Source organism: Asticcacaulis benevestitus DSM 16100 = ATCC BAA-896, assembly GCF_000376105.1.
In the GTDB taxonomy this organism is placed as follows: Bacteria; Pseudomonadota; Alphaproteobacteria; order Caulobacterales; family Caulobacteraceae; genus Asticcacaulis; species Asticcacaulis benevestitus.
In genome coordinates this window covers 45,601-65,225 of the sequence record NZ_AQWM01000002.1, presented here as the reverse complement: position 1 = coordinate 65,225, position 19,625 = coordinate 45,601, and the positions used below count along the sequence as shown (strand labels likewise).

Here is a 19,625-nt window from a genome sequence, read left to right as displayed (position 1 = left end):
GGGAGAGGGTTGGGGTGAGGGGCTAACATAATTGGCAGCGCAGTCTGTCAGAGGAAGATGAACATGATCCAGCCGCAACACGTCAAAACCAAGGTCTTCGAGATCGGTGATTTCGGCCAGCTGAAGGTCAAAATCGGCGGCGACGAACCGTTCGTGCTGATCGCCGGGCCGTGTCAGATCGAGAGCCTCGACCACGCCCTGATGATGGCCGAGAAGATCGCCGAGGCCTGCGCGCCAACCGGCACGAAATTCATCTACAAGTCCAGCTATGACAAGGCCAACCGCTCCTCGATCGGTACGGCGCGCGGTATCGGCATGGCGGAAGGCCTCGATATCCTGGCTGCCGTCCGCGACAAGTTCGGCTGTCCCGTTCTGACCGATGTCCATGATACCCACCAGTGCGAGCCGGTGGGCAAGCAGGTCGATGTCATCCAGATCCCGGCCTTCCTGTGCCGCCAGACCGACCTTTTGCTGGCCGCCGGCGCCACCGGCCGCACCATTAATGTCAAGAAGGGCCAGTTCCTGGCGCCCTGGGATATGAAGAACGTTGCTAACAAGATCGCATCAACGGGCAATGAACGCATCATCCTGTGCGATCGCGGCACCAGCTTTGGTTACAACACGCTGGTCAGCGATTTCCGCGGCCTGCCGATCATGGCCCAGACCGGTTATCCGGTGATGTTCGACGCCACCCACTCGGTACAGCAGCCGGGCGGTCAGGGCACGACCTCGGGCGGTCAGCGCGAGTTCGCACCGGTGCTGGCGCGTGCCGCGTGCGCCGTCGGTGTATCGGCGGTGTTTGTCGAAACGCACGAAGACCCCGATCATGCGCCGAGCGACGGCCCCAACATGATCTATATCGACAAGATGAAAGATCTGATCGGCACGCTCCGCGCCTTCGATGATCTGGCTAAGGGGAAGTAGAGCGCTGGAGCGGGTGAAGGGAATCGAACCCTCGTTGTCAGCTTGGGAAGCTGCTGCTCTACCATTGAGCTACACCCGCATCTAACAGAAAACATTGAGAAATTCTGAACAAAGTTTCGGAAAATCTTGTTAGTTTACACTTCGGTTTACATCTGTGTTCGCCAAGCGTTTCTCCAATGCCACGACAATGGCCGCGCCGTCAACATAGCGCCGACGGATTTCCGATACTTGTTGCACGCTCCACGCCATCAAATCGGCAATTTCAGCGTCTGTGAGGCGTTCGCCGGGAATCGTCATCAGGCGCGTAGCAAAGGTGCCGCGCAGGTCGTGCAGGCGCTTCCACGCCTTGTTGCCGTCATCATCAGTGAACGATATGTCGGCTTCGTTGCGTACATCGGTGAAGGACGAACTCATGCCAAGCACGGTTCGCCAAAGCTGTTCACCAGCACCGTATCAACACCCGGCTTGCGTGGACGGGTGGCGAGTTCATCCAGCAGGCCTTTCAGGCCGGGTATGATAGGCATGGTGACCTTGCGCCGCTTTCCCTTGCTTTTCTTGAGGGCAACGCGAGATAGAACAAATGTTCCAACTTCGGAAAGTTTGAGTTTGGCGAGGTCGGTGCGGCGCAAGCCAGTCATAGACGCCAGCCGGACCAGATCGCACATCGGTGGGTTGGCGCTGGCCATAAACTTCGCCAGATCATCGTCTGTCCAGATGATTTCTGACCTGTTAGCACCTCTGTAAAGGCGGGGTATATCCTCGGCGACATTGAGCTTAAGATTAAAGTGGCGCTTACCGTAGCGGAGAAGGCGGCTCAGGTTAGCGATATGCTCATCTGCCGATCTCGGCGCATTCGCCATTTCGGCGCGCCACTTCATCACAATCGCCACCTGACGCGGATCATTCCACAGGCGGAGCGGGACGGTGCCCCAGCGGGTCAGGATATGGTCAAGGTAGTTATTCCACAGTCGCTTTGTGGTTGGCTCCAGACGGGCCCATTCTGGATTCTTGGCGTCTGTACGATATTCGGCGATCAACGCCGCCATCGTGTCCTTCGGCACTGGGGAACGATCTTGCAGCGCATTGGATATGGCCTTGATATCCTCGGTCTTGATCGTCGGCTTTTCGCCGCCATCCTGCGTGCGTATACAGGGGCCACCACGCCACGCGTAAATGTACCAGCGCACGGGCTGACCGGGGCGCGGCTTCTTAACGATATGGACGCCTTCTACCCCAGTTTTCCGGCTGCTGCCCATTCTGCCCATTCGTCCTTTACCGCGGCTGGCTGCGGCATAGCCGCCTGATCCAGCACCTTAATGACTCCCTCTCGGGAAACTTCAACCCCGACGACTGTCAGGCCCAATTCGCGAGCCGTCTCAACCGCGCGCTTGATAGCTGCCTTGGTCGGGTAGTGGTCTGTGCGCTCGGCGTACTTACGCGCTCCCATCAGGACTTCCACCGCGTGCGAGAGATTGGGGTGTCAAGATAGGGGCGCCGCTCCAGTACCCGGCGGGCGGGCTGCCACGACCGGCGACCGTCACGCTCTATCACATCGTCCTTCCGGAAATAGTAGGCGAGGCGGCCAATCTTGGTGAAGGTGTTCAGCGTGCGCGCTTCGGCGCGGTTGTAGCTCATATCCATAATGAGGTCGTAGAACTCGGCACGCGTTGCAGGCGGCGATTGTTGAACTGCGACCGGTGGCGTTCGCAACAGAACTCGGATTTCTTCACCAGAGCCGTATAAGGCGCTCTGCACTCCAAACAGGCGCGATGCCAGCGCTTTGGCGTCTTCGTCGCTGTGAGGCCGCTCTGAGCGCGTGCGTTTAAACTATGAGCGTTCATCGTGAGAACATTGCGTATTGCGATGCAAAATAACTTGTGACAGCTTTTTAATAGCTGACGGATGAGAGGATTCGTCGGCTATCCGGCCTGTGCGCTATCTGCCAACGAGGTCAGCGCGCAGGCCGGAGCTATGACTTCGGTCGGCATGAGGTCCGCGCGCGTTTATTGAAAAGGGGTGCGCGGATCTTCTCAATAGGTAGAAGACGATTCTTCCAATCATGGCGAAATGAGGTGACGCTTCCAGATTCTGGAGAATGTCGTTAATAATTCCATATTTGTGGAATAATGGTCACTAGGGTGACCCAAACCGGCGCGCTGAACATGATCAGGCCCACAATCGTTGTAGCCAATGGGGATTTTGCGGTCGTTCATGAGGCGCTCCTAAAAGGGGATTTCGTCGTCAAACGGCGGCTGTTCGCCGGGCGCGGTACGGTGGTCTTTGCCTGAGCTGATGCCGCGCGTGCGGGTCTGTCCGTAATCGTCCTGGCTATCGGCGTGCGGCGGGCCACTGCCCTCACGGCGACCGCCAAGCAAGGTCAGATTGCCGTTGAAGCGTTGCAGCACCACTTCGGTTGAATACCGCTCTACGCCCTGCTGGTCGCTCCATTTGCGGGTCAGAGAGCCTTCGAGATAGACCCTTGAGCCCTTGCGCAGGTAGTCTTCGGCGACCTTAGCCAGCGCGTCATTGAAGATAACGACACGGTGCCATTCGGTCTTTTCCTTGCGCTCGCCGGTCTGCTTATCCTTCCACGTCTCGGACGTGGCGACGGTCAGATTGGCGATGCGGTCGCCATTGTTCATAGTGCGGATTTCGGGGTCTTTGCCGAGATTGCCGACGATGATGACTTTGTTGACACCGGCCATGGCTATGCAGCCTCCTGAAAGATATCGGCGGGCCGGAATGTCCAGCGTTGCGCCTTGAGTTGGGTTCTGATGGTTTCGGCTTCGTCCTAGCCTAGGCCGGAATCGATGACGGCGAAGGGCACGGCCAGTGGCTTGCCGTCTTCGTCCGACACGTCTGGCAGGCGGGCATAGATCGCAAACGCGTCATCGAACTGGCGAAAGGCGACTTGATGCGGCTCGCGCTCAAGGTTTGTAAGGATGGTTTGCAGGGCCTGCATCGGCTCGATGAGGGAAAGGCGCTGGCGACCAATCGAAATAGCGGACGTTGATTTCAACTATCAGCGATCACCGATGGCGGTCAGGTACAGGTCAAGGAAGGTTTCTTCTTCGTCCCGCTTGGTCTTGTCCATCTTGCGCAGGCGAACCACCTTGCGCAGGATTTTGACATCAAAGCCTTCGCCCTTGGCCTCGTCGTACACTTCCTTGATGTCGCCGCTGATACCGGCCTTGTCCTCTTCGAGGCGTTCGACGCGCTCAACGATGGTGCGCAGCCGGGTTTGAGCCTTGCCGCTGATGATGTCGTCAGACGAAAAGACGACGGTTTCGGCGGCTTCGTCGCCATCTTCGGGCGGTTCGTTTTTCAGCACGCGCGATCTGCCGATATCGTTGGGCGGCGTGATAATACCCGCAGTCGCCATCTTGCCCATGAAGGTCTTAGCGACCGCGCTGGCAATGCCGAGGTCTTTCGCCATGGGTCGTGGCGCTGATCGTCGGCTTGCCGACCGCATAGGATACGGCGCGGTCGTATTCGGTGGGCTGGTTTTGGGATACGGCGAGGCTCAGATCGCGTCCCCTTCCGAGTTGAAGTGAACGGCGGGCTCAAAGGCAGGCTGGAAGGCCATGCCATACGCCATCCACTCCGCACGGGATTCCAGCAGCAAGCGCAGATGGCCGACATTGACGGTGACATTAGCCGCACGGGGAAGTGGCATGCTGCCTTCAACGGTGGCGGCTGTCAGACGGTTGACGAAATCGTTCACTGGTCACCTGCCATGGCGACGGTCGGCGCTGTATAGGGTTCAATGCCGTCGTGAACTCATAAATGCGTTTTAGGCTTGCTTCCGGCAAAACTTCGAGATGCTCGCATATTACTTGGGCCCGGCTTTCTTTGCAGCGCTCCGCGGGATCGCACAAATTTCAAAAGTGTCTACCCTGGTACATGCCACCCGCCATGATCTGGGCTTCTATACGTTTATGTACAACTATCAAATGAACGTAAAATAGTGTTGCCGGCGCTTACAACCCTTGCTAATCGTCGTTCTGCCTTCGGCATGTTTGCCAGGCCGAGTTTTTACAGGGGACTACTACATGAAGAAGTTTTGGATAATGGCGACATGCGTGCCGCTGCTTGTTACTTTGTCGGCATGCGACACTACGTCGCCGATGGCGTCGTACTCGGTCTTACCGGCAAATACGCTAGCATTGCAGGGAGCATTGAAGTCAAAGGGCGCGACCGTAAAGGTTGGCGACGTTACCAAAGCCGCCACCGTGAGCGACCCACACTGTCGTCTCGCCGGCGCACTGGACGTGACAAACGGCAAGACCGTTGAAGCTTATGTGAAATCGGCATTACAAGCGGAACTGCTGGCGGCTCAATCCTACGATGTTGCGGCACCGACCACTATTAACGCAAGGTTGGACCAGCTAGATGTCAACACAGTGGGCGACGCAGCTTGGACTATTGGGCTGACGTTGACTTCCAACGTAAACCCGACAGGCTATCAAGTGACATCGACCTACAAGTTCAAGACAAGCTTCTCAGCAATCGCGGCTTGTCAGAATGCGACGTCTGCCTTTATTCCAGCGCTTCAAGAAGCCATTGGTTCTGGCGTATCAAACGCGCAATTCGCGACACTAATCACTCAATAGTCGCCAAGAGACAATTAGACATGCCCGTAGCTAACCGCTACGGGCTTTTTCATGGAAGCCAGGAGTGTTGGGAAATTTATCCGCCAGCGTCGCCGCAAACTCAAAATCTCACAAGAAGCGCTTGCTTCCGCGATAGGGCTCACCTTCCAGCAGGTTCAGAAGTACGAGCGTGGCGCCAATCGTGTCAGCGCCTCCATGCTTTATGACATTAGTCGTATCCTGCGCTGCGATGCCGGCGATTTGCTGCCGCGCGGCGACTGGAAGGCGCACGGGGTGGTTTCCGACTGGTTGCAGGATGCCCGGCACCGCCAGCATCCTGACCTGTTCGAGGCGCTGAAGGCGTGGCCAGAATCGCATCTGCGCCTGCTGCTGGCCACCCGTCAGGCGCCGCAAAAGCTGTGAATAAGGGGCTGGGCGCCTTGTAAACAAAGGCCGGCCGCTTACCTGTACCTATAGCCAACATAACAGGACACACCTCATGCCTCCCAGCACGTTCCGATGCGAAGCCTTCGCCGCGCCCGCCACCGACAAGCCCTTGGGCCAGATCACGATAGAGCGTCGTGAGCCTACGGCTGAGGATGTCCAGATCGACATCCTGTTCTGCGGGGTTTGCCACTCCGATCTCCACATGGCGCGCAACGAATGGGGCTTCACCACCTATCCCGTTGTGCCCGGTCACGAAATCGTCGGCCGTGTCGCCAGCGTCGGTTCGGCGGTGACGAAGTTCAAGGTGGGGGATCTCGTCGGCGTCGGCTGTATGGTCGATTCCTGCCGGACGTGCGCCAGTTGCCAGGAAGGCCTTGAGCAATATTGCGAGGTCGGCAATATCCAGACCTATGGTTCGCCCGACAAGCATATCGGCGGCACCACCCATGGCGGTTATTCCAAGAGCATCACCGTCTATGAAGGCTTTGTGCTGCGCATTTCCGACAAACTCGATCTCGCCGCTACCGCGCCGCTTTTGTGCGCCGGCATTACCACCTGGTCGCCGCTGCGCCACTGGAAGGTCGGGCCGGGCCAGAAGGTCGGCATCGTCGGCCTTGGCGGGCTGGGGCATATGGGGGTTAAGTTCGCCCATGCGCTTGGCGCCCATGTCGTGCTGTTCACTACCTCGGCCTCCAAGATCGAAGACGGCAAGCGCCTTGGCGCCGATGAGGTCGTGGTGTCGAAAAACGCCGATGAAATGGTGGCTCATGGCGGCTCGTTCGATTTCATTCTCGATTGCGTGTCGGCGGAGCATGATATCAATGCCTATCTGAACCTGTTGAAGCGTGATGGCACGCTCTGCTTGGTCGGTGCGCCTGAGCATCCCATGCCAGTGGCGGCGTTCTCCCTGCTCATGGGGCGTCGCTCGCTGGCGGGTTCGGGCATAGGTGGTATCGCAGAAACGCAGGAGATGCTCGATTTCTGCGCGGAGCATGGCATCACCTCGGATGTCGAGGTCATTGATATCAAGGACATCAACACCGCCTATGAGCGGATGCTGAAGTCGGACGTGCGCTATCGCTTCAGCATTGATATGGCCACGCTCGGCGCCTGAGCCTTGTAAAACGAACGTTCTAACCTATATGCTATCAAGGGGCCGCTCATTCGAGTGGCCCTTTTTGTTGCGCGGTGCGCGAAGCCGCCGCTCATTTCCGCAAAATGCGAAGCGAACCTCTTATTGGCGCAATTATCCACATCTGTGGAGTTTTCAGACACAACATCTAGATATGTGTGGACAGTTGCAATTCCCCTCATACCATATATTGCGGTTTTTAACATTTCGTTTACCATCTGTGGATGACTGGGGAGCAAGTCCCTTTGGACATATCTATATCTTGTGGTTGGAAGGCTTTTATTCCGCAAGTTATCAGGGATCATGGGAGAGTGAGAGTATGAGCTGGACAGACGAACGCGTTGAGACATTGAAGAAGCTTTGGCAGGAAGGTCATTCCGCCAGCCAGATCGCCAAGCAACTTGGTGGCGTGACGCGCAATGCCGTGATCGGCAAGGTGCACCGCCTGGGCCTGTCAGGCCGTGCGGCGCCTTCGCAGCCCACTCGTCCGCTTTATAAGCCTGCGCGTCCGCCCCGTCCGGCGGCATCGACGGCCTCTCATGCCGCGCCTGAGCGCACCGTTCAGCATGCGCAGCCAAGCCTGCGCTCCAGTGTGCCGGTTCTGTCGCGTCCGGTGATCAGCCAGCCCATCGTGCCCTATATCGAAGAGCCGGGTACGGCCACGGTGCTCACCCTCGGCGCCAAGATGTGCAAGTGGCCGATCGGCGATCCGTCGTCGGACAGTTTCTCCTTCTGTGGTCGTCGCTCGGACGACGGCACCCCCTATTGCGTCGAACACGGCCGCGTCGCCTACCAGCCGTCGCAAAAAGCCAAGAAGCGTGACGGCGGTGCCGATCTGTCGCGTAATCTGCGTCGCTACCTGTAAGCACAAACGTAAAACCAACATAAAAGCCCCGCGATCAATACGATCGCGGGGCTTTCTGGTTTTTTGGAAATGACACGTTCTTAGAATGTGTAAGTCTTTAATTTAATGTGCGTTTTACATTCGGTAGATCAAGCGAGAAGGTCGGGATGATGACCTTGAGCGGTCGGCCGTGCTCGTCCTCAAACATGTAATAACCGCTCATTGAACCAGACGGGGTGCTGAGCGGGCAGCCGGACGAATAGGTGTAGGTTTGGTGCGGCTTGAGGATCGGCGTTTCGCCGACGACACCGGGACCGTTGACGAGCTCGACCTGGCCGCGCGCATCCATGATCGTCCAGTGGCGGGTCTTGAGCTGCACGGTTTCATCGCCACCGTTCATCAGGGTGATGTGATAGGCCCAGACGTAACGTGGGGCGCCTGTATAATCGTCTTCGGGCGGGACGTAATCGACCTCGACGCGGATCGTGATATCGTGACTGGTGTGCTGATAGAACATGATCCGGCTTTAAAACTTGCTGATTCTGATAAGCTCTCTTAAATGGTGAGCCCGATCAAGAAAAGAGAATACCGCGCCCATGTCGCTGAAGCCCGTCCCGACTGAACTGTCCGAACCCCAAGGTATCCTGCCGATGCAGAGCCTGGCGGCGCTTGTCGACCAGGGCGCGGTGCTGAGCACCTCGGCGCTCGATGACAACCAGATCCAGCCGGCCAGCATCGATCTGCGTCTGGGTGACCGCGCCTGGCGCGTGCGCGCCTCCTATCTGCCGCGCAGCCGCACGGTCGCCGATCGCCTGCGCGACGTGCAGATGCACGAGATGGACCTGACCCGCGGCGCGGTGTTTGAATCCGGCTGCGTCTATATCGCCGAACTGAAGGAATCCCTTAATCTGCCGGCCGGTATCAGCGCCCGCGCCAATCCGAAATCCTCGACCGGCCGTGTCGATGTCTTTGTGCGCCTGCTGACCGATTACGGCGTGGCCTTCGATGATGTGGCCGAAGGCTATTCCGGCCCGCTCTATATCGAAATCGCCCCGCAGACCTTCTCGGTGCTGGCGCGTTCCGGCACCCGCCTCAACCAGTTGCGCGTCAAGCGCGGCGTATCGCCGAAGCTGTACACGACCGATTGCGGTGTTGACCTGACCGGCGATCTGGTCGGCTTCCGTGCCCGCCGCCACGCCGGTATCATCGATCTCGATCATATCGATGGCCACGACCCGAAGAAATTCTGGGAACCGCTCTATCAGGCGGGCGGCGAACTGCTGCTCGATCCGGGTGAATTCTATATCCTGGCCTCCAAGACCGACGTTGAAATTCCGGCCATGGAGGCAGCGGAAATGCTGCCGATCGATCCGGGCGTCGGTGAGTTCCGCGTCCACTACGCCGGTTTCTTCGATCCCGGTTTCGGCACGGCTGAGGCCGCCGGCACTGGCTCGAAAGGCGTGCTCGAAGTGCGTTGCCACGAAACGCCCTTCCTGCTCGAAGACGGCCAGACGGTGGCGCGGCTGGTATATGAACCCCTGACCGCCCGTCCTGATAAGCTCTATGGTCAACTGGGTTCAAATTATCAACGTCAAGGTCTGAAACTGTCCAAGCATTTCAAGGTCTGGTGAGAGACTATGATCCGAACCAGCCTTTGCATTCTGGGGTGGCTGGTTGCCGGCGCCGCTAATGCGGCAAATCCTTTGGTCGATGTTGAAGGTGGTAATATCGTTTGTCATAGCGGCGGCCGGACGACGTTCCTGACCCGCGACGGCCAGAATAGTGAACCTGTCCTGTCTTCTGATGGCCAAACCATTGCCTTTATACACCATTTGAAGTCCAACTCCGATCCAGAGTTTCCTCAAGAGGCGATCCATGCCTTATGGATTGGTAATTGTCGTACCGGCAAGGCGCATCAACTGCGAGCGCCAACATCAGCAAACGATATATTCGCTTCTGTCGGTCATCCGGTCTTTTCACTTGAGGGCGGCTATGTGTATGTAAGTTTGGCGCCCGGCGGCGATAGCCTAATCATTCGACAGGTATCGGTATCGACCGGTCAGCAAAAATTCGTGGCGAATGCAGGGCTGGTGGGAGTGTTTCGTAACGGCCCTTATCGCGGTTATCTGCTGGCTACCCAGCACACAGACCTCACGGATGCACATGGTAATCATTTTGGCGGCTACCCTTATTATATTTTCAAACCTAATGGCCAGATAGTGACGCGTATCGCCGACAGTGAGACCTGGGATGATAAGACGCTTAAGGGCTGGCTAAGTCAAAAGGGCTGGCGTATCTGGTAATAATCAACTCTTAGCCTCTTCGATATGCAGGTCTTTTTCTCCGGCCTCGTCCGCACCGTCGCTCTTTTTCAGGCGACTGAAGACGAGCGCCGACAGAATGGTGAAGCCGCCAAGCACGAAGAAGGCCTTGTGCAGCCCGTCGATGATCAGAGCCGGCGCGGCGGTGGCTTCCGTCGGCAGGAAAAACACCGTCGTCAGGCCCGCCGCCGCTACGCCAAAGCTGACAGAAAGCTGCTGCGACGTGCTGGTGATGGTGCTGGCGCCGCTCGATTGGTCACGCGGTACATCGGCATAGGCCAGCGTGTTCATACTGGTGAATTGCAGCGACGTCAGTACGCCGTAACAAAGCGCCTGTACGATGATCAGCCAGATCGGCGTGGCGCGGCTGATGGTGCCGAACAGCATCAGCATGCCGCCGAGCGCCAGGGTGTTGCAGATCAGCACATTTCGGTAGCCGAAGCGCTCCAGCACGCGCGGCAGCAGGAATTTTGTGCTCATGGAGGCGAGCGCCTGCGGCATGATCAGCAGGCCCGATTGCACCGGCGTCAGGCCTAGACCGACCTGATAGAGCAGGGGCAGCAGGAAGGGCGCGCCGCCGATGCCCAGCCGGGTGACGAAACTGCCGCTGACACTGATGGCGAAGGTGCGGATGCGGAAGAGAGTCAGGTTCAGCAGCGGAAAGGCGGTGCGGGCGGCATGAAGGCCGTAGCCGACGATCAAAAGCAGCGAGATGGCCAGAAGTCCCAATATGTCGCCGGTGCCAAGGCGGTGCTCGCCGAAAATTTCCAGCACATAGGACAATAGCGCCACGCCGGAACTGAACAGGATGAGGCCCAGCACATCCAGCGGACGCGCGGCTTTTTCGTGGTAGTCCGGCATATTGAACCAGACGAGCAGAAAGCCCAGGATGCCGACCGGAATATTGACGAAGAAGATGACCCGCCAGTGCAGGTAGTCAACGATCAGGCCGCCGACCAGCGGCCCCAGCATCGGCGCGATCAGGGCGGGCACGGCGACGAAGCTCATGGCGCGCACCAGATCGGATTTGGCGAAGGTCCGTACCATGACCAGACGGCCGACCGGCGTCATCATGGCGCCGCCCATGCCCTGGAGGATGCGGCAGGCCACCAGCATGTGGATATTGGTTGATAGCCCGCACAAAAGCGATCCCAGGGTGAACAGGGCAATGGCGCCGGCGAAGACCCGGCGCGTGCCGAAGCGATCGGCCATCCAGCCGCTGATCGGAATGAAGACGGCGAGGCTAAGGGTGTAGCTCGAGAGCACGGCCTTCATGCTGAGGGCGGTGACATCGAGCGACTTGGCGATGGTCGGCACGCCGGTGTTGAGAATGGTGGTGTCGAGCGCTTCCATGAAGAAGGCGACGGCGACGAGCCAGGGCAGGATACGGCGGGTCGTTTCGGGGAGGCGGTCATCACTGGGTTCGGCAGGTGTCAATCCGGAAGTCCTGTAGTGGTATGCCCCGCGTCACTATGCACCGGCGGCTTTACCCGGGCAAGCCGTTGGGCAATTTTCAGGCAGATTTAAGGGGCAACACGGATGAGACACGGATACATAGGTCGGAAAGCTAAATATAATCGCGCGCAGTGTTGATCCACTCTGGCGCGCGACTTAAGAATAGAATTGTGAGGTTGACCTAACATTTTCACCATGTTAGGTATGCCTCACAATTTAACTACGGTGGGGGTCGGCATGCCAAAAGCGCAAGGGCGATACATCTTTCGAACACTCCTCTTTATGTCTGTCTATGTGGCGCTAAACGTCGCTGCCATTTTGGGCGCGTTCGATCGGCTGGACCCGTTGGGTATGTGGCTCGTTGCGGCTTCAGTTGCGGTCCCCGTCGCGTTGCAGATTTGGGCGGCTTTGGCCCAGATAAAGGAGAGCGACGAATTCATCAGGATGATGCTTATGAAGCAGTTTCTCATAGCTGCGGGCGCCGCGATATCCCTCTCGAGTGCATGGGGGTTTGCTGAAAGTTATGCGCACGCGCCGCACGCGCCTGGATGGTTGGTATACCTTTTATATAATGCCTGTTACGGTCTCACCGCCCCTTTCATCAGATCCACGCGTTTATGAGGAATCGCCTGAGAGAACTAAGGACAGAGCGGGGTTGGACCCAGGAAGAGCTCGGCAACAAGCTAGGCGTTTCGCGATACGCAGTGCTTGCCCTTGAGACCGATAAACACGACCCCTCTTTGGATCTCGCCTATCGCCTGTCATCTGTGTTCCGTCTTCCGTTGGAACAAATCTTCGATAACCCCTATTGGCAGGAATAGGGGGGCGCCGCTCCGGCCCCCTTTCGAACCGTAAGCAAAACCGCCGGTTATTGGTGTTCCCCTCTTTCCTCAATTCTTTCAAAACAAGCTCATCTGCGGATCGCCGCCGCGAAATTGCGAGAAATCCGATGGCACGCGCGGGCCGTCCAGCCCACAGCGCCGGACCGCTGCTGCGAAGCGCCGGTGGATCAGGTCGGCGATCGGGCCGGTGCCGGTCATGCGCGTGTTGAAAGCGGCGTTGTAGAGCTTGCCGCCGCGACACTGGCGGATATGGTTGAGCACCTTGTCGGCGCGATCGGGGAAATGGTTGCGCAGCCATTCCTCGAACAAAACCTGCACCTCGTGCGGCAGCCGGATTAGCACATGGCCAGCCGAGCGCGCGCCGGCCTCGGCCGAGGCCTTCAATATGTTTTCGATCTCATGACAGGTCAGGCCGGGTATAATCGGCGCCGCCATGACGCTGACCGGGATGCCGGCTGCGCTCAGCGCTCGCACCGTATCCAGACGCTTGCCGGGCGTGGCGGCGCGCGGCTCCATCACGCGGGCGAGATCGCGGTCCAGAGTGGTGATTGAGATCGAGGCCTTGAACAGCCGCAGGGCCGCCATCGGCGCCAGAATATCGAGATCGCGCTGGATCAGGGCCGACTTGGTGACGATATGGACCGGATGGCGGAACTCATAGAGCACTTCCAGAAGACTGCGCGTCAGTTTCTCGCTGCGTTCGGTCGGCTGGTAGGCGTCGGTATTGATGCCGAGCGCCAGAGGGGCGGGCTTGTAATTGCGCTCGGAAAGCTCGATGCGCAGTTGGCGGGCGGCATCGGGCTTGCGGAAGATGCGCGTCTCGAAATCCATACCGGGCGACAGGTCAAGATAGGCGTGGGTCGGGCGGGCAAAGCAGTAGATGCAGCCGTGTTCGCAGCCCTTGTAGGGGTTGATCGAGGTGTTGAAACCGACATCAGGCGAGGTATTGCGGCTGATGATCCGCCGCACCGTATCGATGCCCAGAATGGTATCGCGGCGGGCCCTGGCCCATTCGGCGCGTTCGTGATCGCTCCAGCCGTCGTCTATGTCGTAACGGTCGGGGTTTTCAAAACGGTGGCTCGGCCGGTTGGAGACGGCGCCGCGCCCTTTTCGCGGCAGGTCGGGCAGGCCTTCGGAGTCTTTTGTGCGGGTGTTGGGCGGTGGCGCGGGCATGGCCGCTACCGTAATCTCAATCGAGAACAAATCAAGAACATTATGTAAGAATCGCCACGCGGCGAGTCTTGTGTTAAATTACCGTATAAATGGGTGGTTCCATGAAATTTATAAAGCTTATCAAGTATTTGGCTATGGCTCCGATCGTGCTCGGCCTGACACAATGCGATCTGGTAGAAGCCATTCACAATCCGAAGCCCAAGGACGGGCCCTATGCCTACGATCTCATCCTCAAGACCTCGCCTAAGGCTGAGGCGGCGCTGAAAAGCTCTGAGGGCTGGTATGTTGATGCCTATTATTATGGTCACGCCAAGCCGGCCTTTATCAGCGAAGCCGACACGCTTCACCGCATCTATCTGGGTCGGGAAAGGTGGGGTTATGCGGCCACGTCGCGTCGGGTGCATCTGTATGCAGCCAAGATCGACACAAAAAAGCTGCCCCAGACCATCGAAGGCGAGACCTGGGTTGTGGTGACGGTGACTGGCGGTGGGATGGATGGCAAGGTCGTGGACTGCCATGCCTATATTGGCCCTATCCGTGAAGCGCATCAGCGCGCGCCGGAAATGCACTGCGAACTTGAAACAGAAAACTATTGGGAAGAGGTTGCGGCCAGTGCAGCGGAAGCCAGCGCCAGCCAATAGTCCTGATGTCGCGCCCCCTCTGAATATCAGGCGCCATCCAGCAGGAAAGTGATCGTAGCTTCGGCAATGCGGTGCAGGTCCGCATCCGATGCGCCGCCGCGACGTCGCAGATCGAGATTGGTGATGAGCGCCGTGGTCAACTGGCTGAGCGCCTGCGCATCGTGCGTGGCCGACAGGTGTCCCTCATCCTGCGCCCGCCGGAAGCAGGCCTCAAACTGGCTGTCCAGGCCGGTCAGACGGGCGTTGAGATCATCAAAGCCACCGTCCGACTCAATCAGGCGGGTGAAATAGAGCCTCAGCACATGGCCAAGCACAGCGCTGAGCGGCAGGCCCAAGACGGCTGCTCCGTTGTCGGGAAGGGCCTTGCCAATGATATAGGGGGTGAAGTGTGTCATGCGGGGCCTCCTTTGCGCAGGCCCCAATATGCCGGACGGACGGCCCTGCCGCCATACCCAAATCTCGGACCTTCTTGCCTGATCCTCCGGAATGTGGCCTTGCGCCTATGCCCATGCGGCCGCTATGATAGGGGCATATGATTCTCAAAGGTGTTGCCTTGCCTGCTCTCCATCCGTCACATGCGGTCGCCGACACCTGCCGCCAGCTTGGCGACGTCATTGCCTGTTACGCCGGGGCGCGGGGTGGTGACGGCCATTTTGACACGCCCGTGCCCGGCATGGCCTTCACGCAAAACTCGACCCCGCACCATATGGTCGGCAATATCGCCGATCCGGCGCTCGGCATCATCGTGCAGGGCAACAAGCGCGTCATGCTGGGTGACGAGATCTACACCTATGGCGCCGGCCAGCACATAGTCGTCTCGGTTGATCTGCCCCTGTGCGGCGCGGTGATCGACGCCACGGCCGCCAAGCCCTATCTCGGCTTCAAACTCAGTCTCGATCGCACCCTGTTGTGCGATCTGCTGCCGCTCAGCCGGCTGGCCGGCGCGCCAGCGCGGCCTTCCGGGCGCGGCATCTTCACCAGCGGCACCGATCCGCGCCTGCTGGAGAGCGTGCACCGGCTGGTGCGGCTGCTCGATACGCCGGAAGATATCCCGGCCCTGGCGCCGCTGATCATCCGCGAGATTCACTACCTGCTGCTCAATGGCGATCAGGGCGAGGCTGTGCGTCAGATGGCGGTCAACGGCTCGCCCATGAACCGCATCGCCGACGTGCTGCGCACCCTGCGCGAAGATTTCGCCAGGCCCCTGAGCGTGCCGGCCCTGGCCGAACAGGCGCGCATGAGCCCCTCCACCTTCCACCAGCATTTCAAACAGGTCACCAGCCTGAGCCCGCTGCAATACCAGAAGCAGTTACGGCTGGTCGAGGCGCGTCGGCTGATGCTCTCCGGCCATCTGAAGGCCGAAAGTGCTTCCTATACGGTGGGTTATGAAAGCCCGTCGCAGTTCAGCCGCGAATATGCTAGGCTCTTTGGCGCGCCGCCGATCACCGACATGGCCCGCCTGCGCGGCGCCGAGGACGTGTCGCTGGAACAGGTGTGACCCGATCACCAATTGTTAATTGTTAACTTTTGCGGCTGCGCGCCGATGTCCGCCGTGCTAGTGTCGCCAAGGCGTCGCGGTGCGGCAAAATGTCGGGATTGAAAAATTATCCCCAAAAACCACATACCATATGTAGATGTTAATCTGGCCTTAACCACAATTTGTGGTGATATAGGCCTGTCTCTTGGCTTTAGTAACGATTCGGGAATTTTTATGAGCTCACTGATTTTGTCCAAGTCCTCCGCAGGTCTCCTGACCCCGAGCCATTCCTACAAGCCGTTCCGCTATCCGTGGGCCTTTGAGTTCTGGCGCAAGCAGCAGCAGGTCCACTGGATCCCCGAAGAAGTGCCGCTCGGCGAGGATTGCAAGGACTGGGCGACCAAGCTCAGCGATTCCGAGCGCAACCTGCTGACGCAGATTTTTCGCTTCTTCACCCAGTCGGATATTGAGGTCCAGGACAACTATCTGGAACGTTACAGCCACGTCTTCAAGCCGACCGAAGTCAAGATGATGCTGTCGGCCTTCACCAATATGGAAACCGTGCACATCGCCGCCTATGCGCTGCTGCTGGAAACCATCGGCATGCCGGAAAGCGAGTTCGGCGCGTTCATGGATTATCAGGCCATGCGCGACAAGCACGACTATATGGGCACGTTCGGCGTCGAGACCGAAGCCGATGTCTGCCGCACGCTTGCCATGTTCGGCGGCTTCACCGAAGGCCTGCAACTGTTCGCCTCCTTCGCCATGCTGATGAACTTCCCGCGCTTCAACAAGATGAAGGGCATGGGCCAGATCGTGTCGTGGTCGGTGCGTGACGAAAGCCTGCACTGCGAGGGCATCATCAAGCTCTACCATACCTTCAACCGCGAAACGCGCGCCGTCACCAAGTCGGTGGCCGACGACATCATCGATTGCTGCAAGACCGTGGTGACGATGGAGGACAAGTTCATCGATCTGGCCTTCGAGCAGGGTCCGGTTCAGGGCATGACCCCGGAAGATATCAAGGCGTATATCCGCTACATCGCCGACTGGCGTCTGCGCCAACTGGAACTGCCGGAAATCTACGGCGGCGTGAAGGAAAACCCGCTGCCGTGGCTGCAGGTTCTGCTGTCGGGCGTTGAGCACGCCAACTTCTTCGAGGCCCGCGCCACCGAATATTCCAAGGCCGCCACCAAGGGGCAATGGACCGGCGAAGAGGGCGTGTGGGGGGCGTTCGATACCTTGCTCAAGAAGCGGTCGGAAGCGACCAAGGGTCCAATAAACGCTTAAAGTTATCGCGTAAGGAAAAGCCTCCGGAAACGGAGGCTTTTTTATGCCTGACGGGCGGCCGTTGCTGGGGACCGCGCCGCTCTCGCGGCGGGGTGGTGGGGTTTCTGACTTTAAAATGCACACGGGCCTTGCCTGCCCACAATAAGCGGCTGCTCGGCCTGCAGGGAAGAAAGCCATGAACCCCACCACCATGTCGCTTCGCGAAACTGCGTTTCGCTGCGCTCATGGTCCCCCTCCCTGACAAGTCGGGGAGGTATAAAGATGTGACTTTAGCGTTTGAAAGGGCGGATTTCAAACGGATCGGCCATTGTCTCTTTGGGATCACCAGCAGGCGCAGCAATATAGGTATTTCCCCAGCGATCAGAGAACAGACGCCGGCATTTTTCAGGATGCATTTCTGTCGTTACACAAACCATGCCTGAGCGAATGACATAATGTCCGCGAAAGAGCCCAATGCCGTAAAGTTCATAGGCGCCATCGCTATGGAACTGTTCTTCCATATCGCAACATTTGGGGCCGGCATAGACATCAGATAGACGAGCCTTGATTTCTGAATTGGTCAGAGGACGCAACGCATTGATCGGCTTCGCTGATGATTGGGGTTTCGCCTCTGCTGACGGAACAAAAAAGACCCAAAGGCACAACAGAAGGCATTTTTTCATGGCGACGAGCTCCACCGTCATGCGCAAGAGGCGGTGACGTTCACAATAGACTATCACGCAGCGCATTAGGATATGCACCATAAAAAAGAGCGGGTCTTGCGACCCGCTCTTTCCATTTTCAGCAGAAGGCTGAGGGGATGGATTAGAAATCCATACCGCCCATACCGCCCATGCCGCCGCCCATTTGCGGGGCTTGAGCGCCAGCGTCCTTCTTAGGAGCTTCGGCGACAGCGGCTTCCGTGGTGATCAGGATGCCAGCGACCGAAGCGGCGTCTTGCAGCGCCGTGCGGACAACCTTGGCCGGATCGATGACGCCGTCGGCGACCAGATCGACATACTGTTCGGTCTGGGCGTTGAAGCCGAAGGTGGCGCTGTCATTGGCCAGGATGGCGTTGACAACCACCGAGCCTTCAACACCGGAGTTCTCGGCGATCTGGCGCAGCGGCGCTTGAATCGCGCGACGGATGATGTTGATGCCGGCGGTTTGATCCGCATTGGCGCCTTCGATGCCCTTGAGGGCCTTCGAGGCCTTCAGGAGCGCCGTGCCGCCGCCCGGAACGATGCCTTCTTCAACGGCTGCACGCGTGGCGTTCAGCGCGTCGTCGACGCGGTCCTTCTTTTCCTTGACTTCCACTTCGGTGGAGCCACCGACGCGGATAACGGCGACGCCGCCGGCCAGCTTGGCCAGACGTTCTTGCAGCTTTTCCTTGTCGTAGTCGGACGTGGTTTCTTCGATCTGCTTCTTGATCTGGCCGATACGGGCTTCGATATCGGACTTTTCGCCAACGCCATCAACGATGGTGGTGTTTTCCTTGGTGATGGTCACCTTTTTGGCGCGGCCGAGTTGGTCGAGCGAGACGGTTTCCAGCTTGATGCCGAGGTCTTCGGAGATCACTTCGCCCTTGGTCAGGACGGCGATGTCTTCCAGCATGGCCTTGCGGCGATCGCCGAAGCCAGGCGCCTTGACGGCGGCAACGCGCAGGCCGCCACGCAGGCGGTTGACGACGAGGGTGGCAAGCGCTTCGCCTTCCACGTCTTCAGCGATGATCAGCAGCGGACGGCCCGATTGCACAACGGCTTCGAGGATCGGCAGCATGGGCTGGAGCGACGAGATCTTCTTGTCGAACACCAGGATGTAAGGGTCTTCGAGAACCACTTCCATCTTGTCGGGGTTGGTGATGAAGTAAGGCGACAGGTAGCCGCGGTCGAACTGCATGCCTTCGACGACGTCGAGTTCGGTTTCGGCGGTCTTGGCTTCTTCAACCGTGATGACGCCTTCATTGCCGACCTTTTCCATGGCCTTGGCGATCATTTCGCCGACTTCGGCGTCGCCGTTGGCGGAGATGGTGCCGACCTGGGCGATTTCAGCGTTGGTGGTGACCTTCTTCGACGACGCCTTGATTTCGGCGACGACGATGTGGACGGCCTTGTCGATGCCGCGCTTCAGGTCCATCGGGTTCATGCCGGCGGCAACCGACTTGAGGCCTTCCTGAACGATGGCTTGCGCCAGCACAGTGGCGGTGGTGGTGCCGTCACCGGCCTTGTCGTTGGTCTTGGAGGCGACTTCGCGGATCATCTGCGCGCCCATGTTTTCGAACTTGTCTTCCAGTTCGATTTCCTTGGCGACGGAGACGCCGTCCTTGGTCGAGCGCGGGGCGCCGAAGGACTTGTCGAGCACGACGTTGCGGCCCTTGGGGCCGAGGGTCACTTTTACAGCGTTGGCGAGGATGTTCACGCCGCGCAGCATTTTTTCGCGCGCGTCGGAACCGAACAGAACTTGTTTGGCAGCCATGATATGTAGTCCTATCTTTTGGCGTTAATTGGA

The 19,625-nt window shown here is 58.6% G+C and carries 26 protein-coding genes and 1 tRNA gene; 11 read left to right on the top strand and 16 right to left on the bottom strand.

What is annotated here, in order from left to right; translation table 11 throughout:
- Positions 1–63 precede the first annotated feature (63 nt).
- Positions 64–924, top strand: coding sequence for a 3-deoxy-8-phosphooctulonate synthase (gene kdsA / locus B060_RS0103745; protein WP_155847802.1), 861 nt, complete (start codon positions 64–66; stop codon positions 922–924).
- A gap of 5 nt (positions 925–929) precedes the next feature.
- On the opposite strand, the gene B060_RS0103740 is transcribed toward kdsA, so the two are convergent.
- The 10 genes from B060_RS0103740 to B060_RS0103700 form a co-directional block, all read right to left on the bottom strand.
- Positions 930–1,003 (bottom strand) — tRNA-Gly (locus tag B060_RS0103740).
- Positions 1,004–1,053: 50 nt separating this feature from the next.
- Positions 1,054–1,338 (bottom strand): hypothetical protein, encoded by a 285-nt coding sequence (locus B060_RS0103735; RefSeq protein ID WP_018080411.1) that lies wholly within the window; start codon positions 1,336–1,338, stop codon positions 1,054–1,056.
- Positions 1,335–1,970, bottom strand: a complete 636-nt coding sequence (locus tag B060_RS0103730; RefSeq protein WP_155847801.1) for a site-specific integrase — start codon at positions 1,968–1,970, stop codon at positions 1,335–1,337. Before B060_RS0103730 ends, B060_RS0103735 begins: the two co-directional genes overlap by 4 nt.
- A 182-nt stretch (positions 1,971–2,152) precedes the next feature.
- A complete protein-coding gene (locus B060_RS0103725) occupies positions 2,153–2,371 on the bottom strand; it encodes a hypothetical protein (RefSeq protein WP_018080409.1) in 219 nt (72 codons plus the stop codon).
- Positions 2,371–2,679 carry a hypothetical protein gene (locus tag B060_RS26990; protein ID WP_201768110.1) on the bottom strand — a complete coding sequence of 103 codons (309 nt, stop codon included), beginning with the start codon at positions 2,677–2,679 and terminating at the stop codon, positions 2,371–2,373. The genes B060_RS0103725 and B060_RS26990 overlap by 1 nt, the downstream gene beginning before the upstream one ends.
- A 302-nt stretch (positions 2,680–2,981) precedes the next feature.
- Entirely contained in the window at positions 2,982–3,137 is a 156-nt protein-coding gene (locus B060_RS27555; protein ID WP_155847799.1) for a hypothetical protein, read from the bottom strand.
- A gap of 9 nt (positions 3,138–3,146) precedes the next feature.
- Positions 3,147–3,629: a single-stranded DNA-binding protein gene (gene ssb / locus B060_RS0103715; RefSeq protein WP_018080407.1), complete on the bottom strand. Its 483-nt coding sequence runs from the start codon at positions 3,627–3,629 to the stop codon at positions 3,147–3,149.
- Between the two features lie 86 nt (positions 3,630–3,715).
- Positions 3,716–3,943: a hypothetical protein gene (locus B060_RS27090; protein ID WP_155847798.1), complete on the bottom strand. Its 228-nt coding sequence runs from the start codon at positions 3,941–3,943 to the stop codon at positions 3,716–3,718.
- A 3-nt stretch (positions 3,944–3,946) separates the two neighbouring features.
- On the bottom strand, positions 3,947–4,186 hold the full coding sequence (locus B060_RS25980) for a DUF2312 domain-containing protein (RefSeq protein WP_026172573.1): 240 nt from the start codon (positions 4,184–4,186) through the stop codon (positions 3,947–3,949).
- Between the two features lie 261 nt (positions 4,187–4,447).
- Positions 4,448–4,648 (bottom strand): hypothetical protein, encoded by a 201-nt coding sequence (locus tag B060_RS0103700; protein WP_018080404.1) that lies wholly within the window; start codon positions 4,646–4,648, stop codon positions 4,448–4,450.
- A gap of 328 nt (positions 4,649–4,976) precedes the next feature.
- Between B060_RS0103700 and B060_RS0103690 the strand changes: the two genes are divergently transcribed.
- The 4 genes from B060_RS0103690 (at position 4,977) to gcrA (ending at position 7,960) form a co-directional block, all read left to right on the top strand.
- Positions 4,977–5,537: a hypothetical protein gene (locus tag B060_RS0103690; protein ID WP_018080402.1), complete on the top strand. Its 561-nt coding sequence runs from the start codon at positions 4,977–4,979 to the stop codon at positions 5,535–5,537.
- Between the two features lie 51 nt (positions 5,538–5,588).
- Entirely contained in the window at positions 5,589–5,939 is a 351-nt protein-coding gene (locus B060_RS0103685) for a helix-turn-helix domain-containing protein (protein ID WP_018080401.1), read from the top strand.
- A gap of 76 nt (positions 5,940–6,015) precedes the next feature.
- Positions 6,016–7,077, top strand: a complete 1,062-nt coding sequence (locus B060_RS0103680) for an NAD(P)-dependent alcohol dehydrogenase (protein ID WP_018080400.1) — start codon at positions 6,016–6,018, stop codon at positions 7,075–7,077.
- Positions 7,078–7,414: 337 nt separating this feature from the next.
- Positions 7,415–7,960, top strand: a complete 546-nt coding sequence (gcrA, locus tag B060_RS0103675; protein WP_018080399.1) for a cell cycle sigma 70 cofactor GcrA — start codon at positions 7,415–7,417, stop codon at positions 7,958–7,960.
- 97 nt (positions 7,961–8,057) lie between these two features.
- On the opposite strand, the gene apaG is transcribed toward gcrA, so the two are convergent.
- On the bottom strand, positions 8,058–8,456 hold the full coding sequence (gene apaG, locus B060_RS0103670) for a Co2+/Mg2+ efflux protein ApaG (RefSeq protein ID WP_018080398.1): 399 nt from the start codon (positions 8,454–8,456) through the stop codon (positions 8,058–8,060).
- Between the two features lie 79 nt (positions 8,457–8,535).
- Between apaG and B060_RS0103665 the strand changes: the two genes are divergently transcribed.
- Positions 8,536–9,570: a 2'-deoxycytidine 5'-triphosphate deaminase gene (locus B060_RS0103665; protein ID WP_018080397.1), complete on the top strand. Its 1,035-nt coding sequence runs from the start codon at positions 8,536–8,538 to the stop codon at positions 9,568–9,570.
- A 6-nt stretch (positions 9,571–9,576) separates the two neighbouring features.
- Positions 9,577–10,242: a hypothetical protein gene (locus B060_RS0103660; RefSeq protein ID WP_018080396.1), complete on the top strand. Its 666-nt coding sequence runs from the start codon at positions 9,577–9,579 to the stop codon at positions 10,240–10,242.
- Positions 10,243–10,245: 3 nt separating this feature from the next.
- On the opposite strand, the gene B060_RS0103655 is transcribed toward B060_RS0103660, so the two are convergent.
- Positions 10,246–11,697 carry a DHA2 family efflux MFS transporter permease subunit gene (locus B060_RS0103655; protein WP_018080395.1) on the bottom strand — a complete coding sequence of 484 codons (1,452 nt, stop codon included), beginning with the start codon at positions 11,695–11,697 and terminating at the stop codon, positions 10,246–10,248.
- 635 nt (positions 11,698–12,332) lie between these two features.
- Here B060_RS0103655 and B060_RS0103645 point away from each other — a divergent pair.
- Positions 12,333–12,536 (top strand): helix-turn-helix transcriptional regulator, encoded by a 204-nt coding sequence (locus B060_RS0103645; protein ID WP_018080393.1) that lies wholly within the window; start codon positions 12,333–12,335, stop codon positions 12,534–12,536.
- Between the two features lie 78 nt (positions 12,537–12,614).
- On the opposite strand, the gene B060_RS0103640 is transcribed toward B060_RS0103645, so the two are convergent.
- Entirely contained in the window at positions 12,615–13,730 is a 1,116-nt protein-coding gene (locus B060_RS0103640) for a PA0069 family radical SAM protein (protein WP_018080392.1), read from the bottom strand.
- 101 nt (positions 13,731–13,831) lie between these two features.
- Here B060_RS0103640 and B060_RS0103635 point away from each other — a divergent pair, with 101 nt between their 5' ends.
- The gene (locus tag B060_RS0103635; protein WP_155847797.1) at positions 13,832–14,371 is read left to right on the top strand and encodes a hypothetical protein; all 540 of its coding nucleotides are present in this window, start codon (positions 13,832–13,834) and stop codon (positions 14,369–14,371) included.
- Between the two features lie 26 nt (positions 14,372–14,397).
- Here B060_RS0103635 and B060_RS0103630 read toward each other — a convergent pair whose 3' ends face one another.
- A complete protein-coding gene (locus tag B060_RS0103630) occupies positions 14,398–14,766 on the bottom strand; it encodes a hypothetical protein (RefSeq protein ID WP_018080390.1) in 369 nt (122 codons plus the stop codon).
- Between the two features lie 137 nt (positions 14,767–14,903).
- Between B060_RS0103630 and B060_RS0103625 the strand changes: the two genes are divergently transcribed.
- Both B060_RS0103625 and B060_RS0103620 read left to right on the top strand, forming a co-directional pair.
- A complete protein-coding gene (locus B060_RS0103625; RefSeq protein ID WP_018080389.1) occupies positions 14,904–15,869 on the top strand; it encodes an AraC family transcriptional regulator in 966 nt (321 codons plus the stop codon).
- Between the two features lie 213 nt (positions 15,870–16,082).
- Positions 16,083–17,138: a ribonucleotide-diphosphate reductase subunit beta gene (locus tag B060_RS0103620; protein ID WP_018080388.1), complete on the top strand. Its 1,056-nt coding sequence runs from the start codon at positions 16,083–16,085 to the stop codon at positions 17,136–17,138.
- 269 nt (positions 17,139–17,407) lie between these two features.
- Here B060_RS0103620 and B060_RS0103615 read toward each other — a convergent pair whose 3' ends face one another.
- The gene (locus tag B060_RS0103615; protein ID WP_155847796.1) at positions 17,408–17,800 is read right to left on the bottom strand and encodes a hypothetical protein; all 393 of its coding nucleotides are present in this window, start codon (positions 17,798–17,800) and stop codon (positions 17,408–17,410) included.
- Between the two features lie 142 nt (positions 17,801–17,942).
- Positions 17,943–19,592, bottom strand: a complete 1,650-nt coding sequence (gene groL / locus B060_RS0103610; protein WP_018080386.1) for a chaperonin GroEL — start codon at positions 19,590–19,592, stop codon at positions 17,943–17,945.
- Positions 19,593–19,625 lie beyond the last annotated feature (33 nt).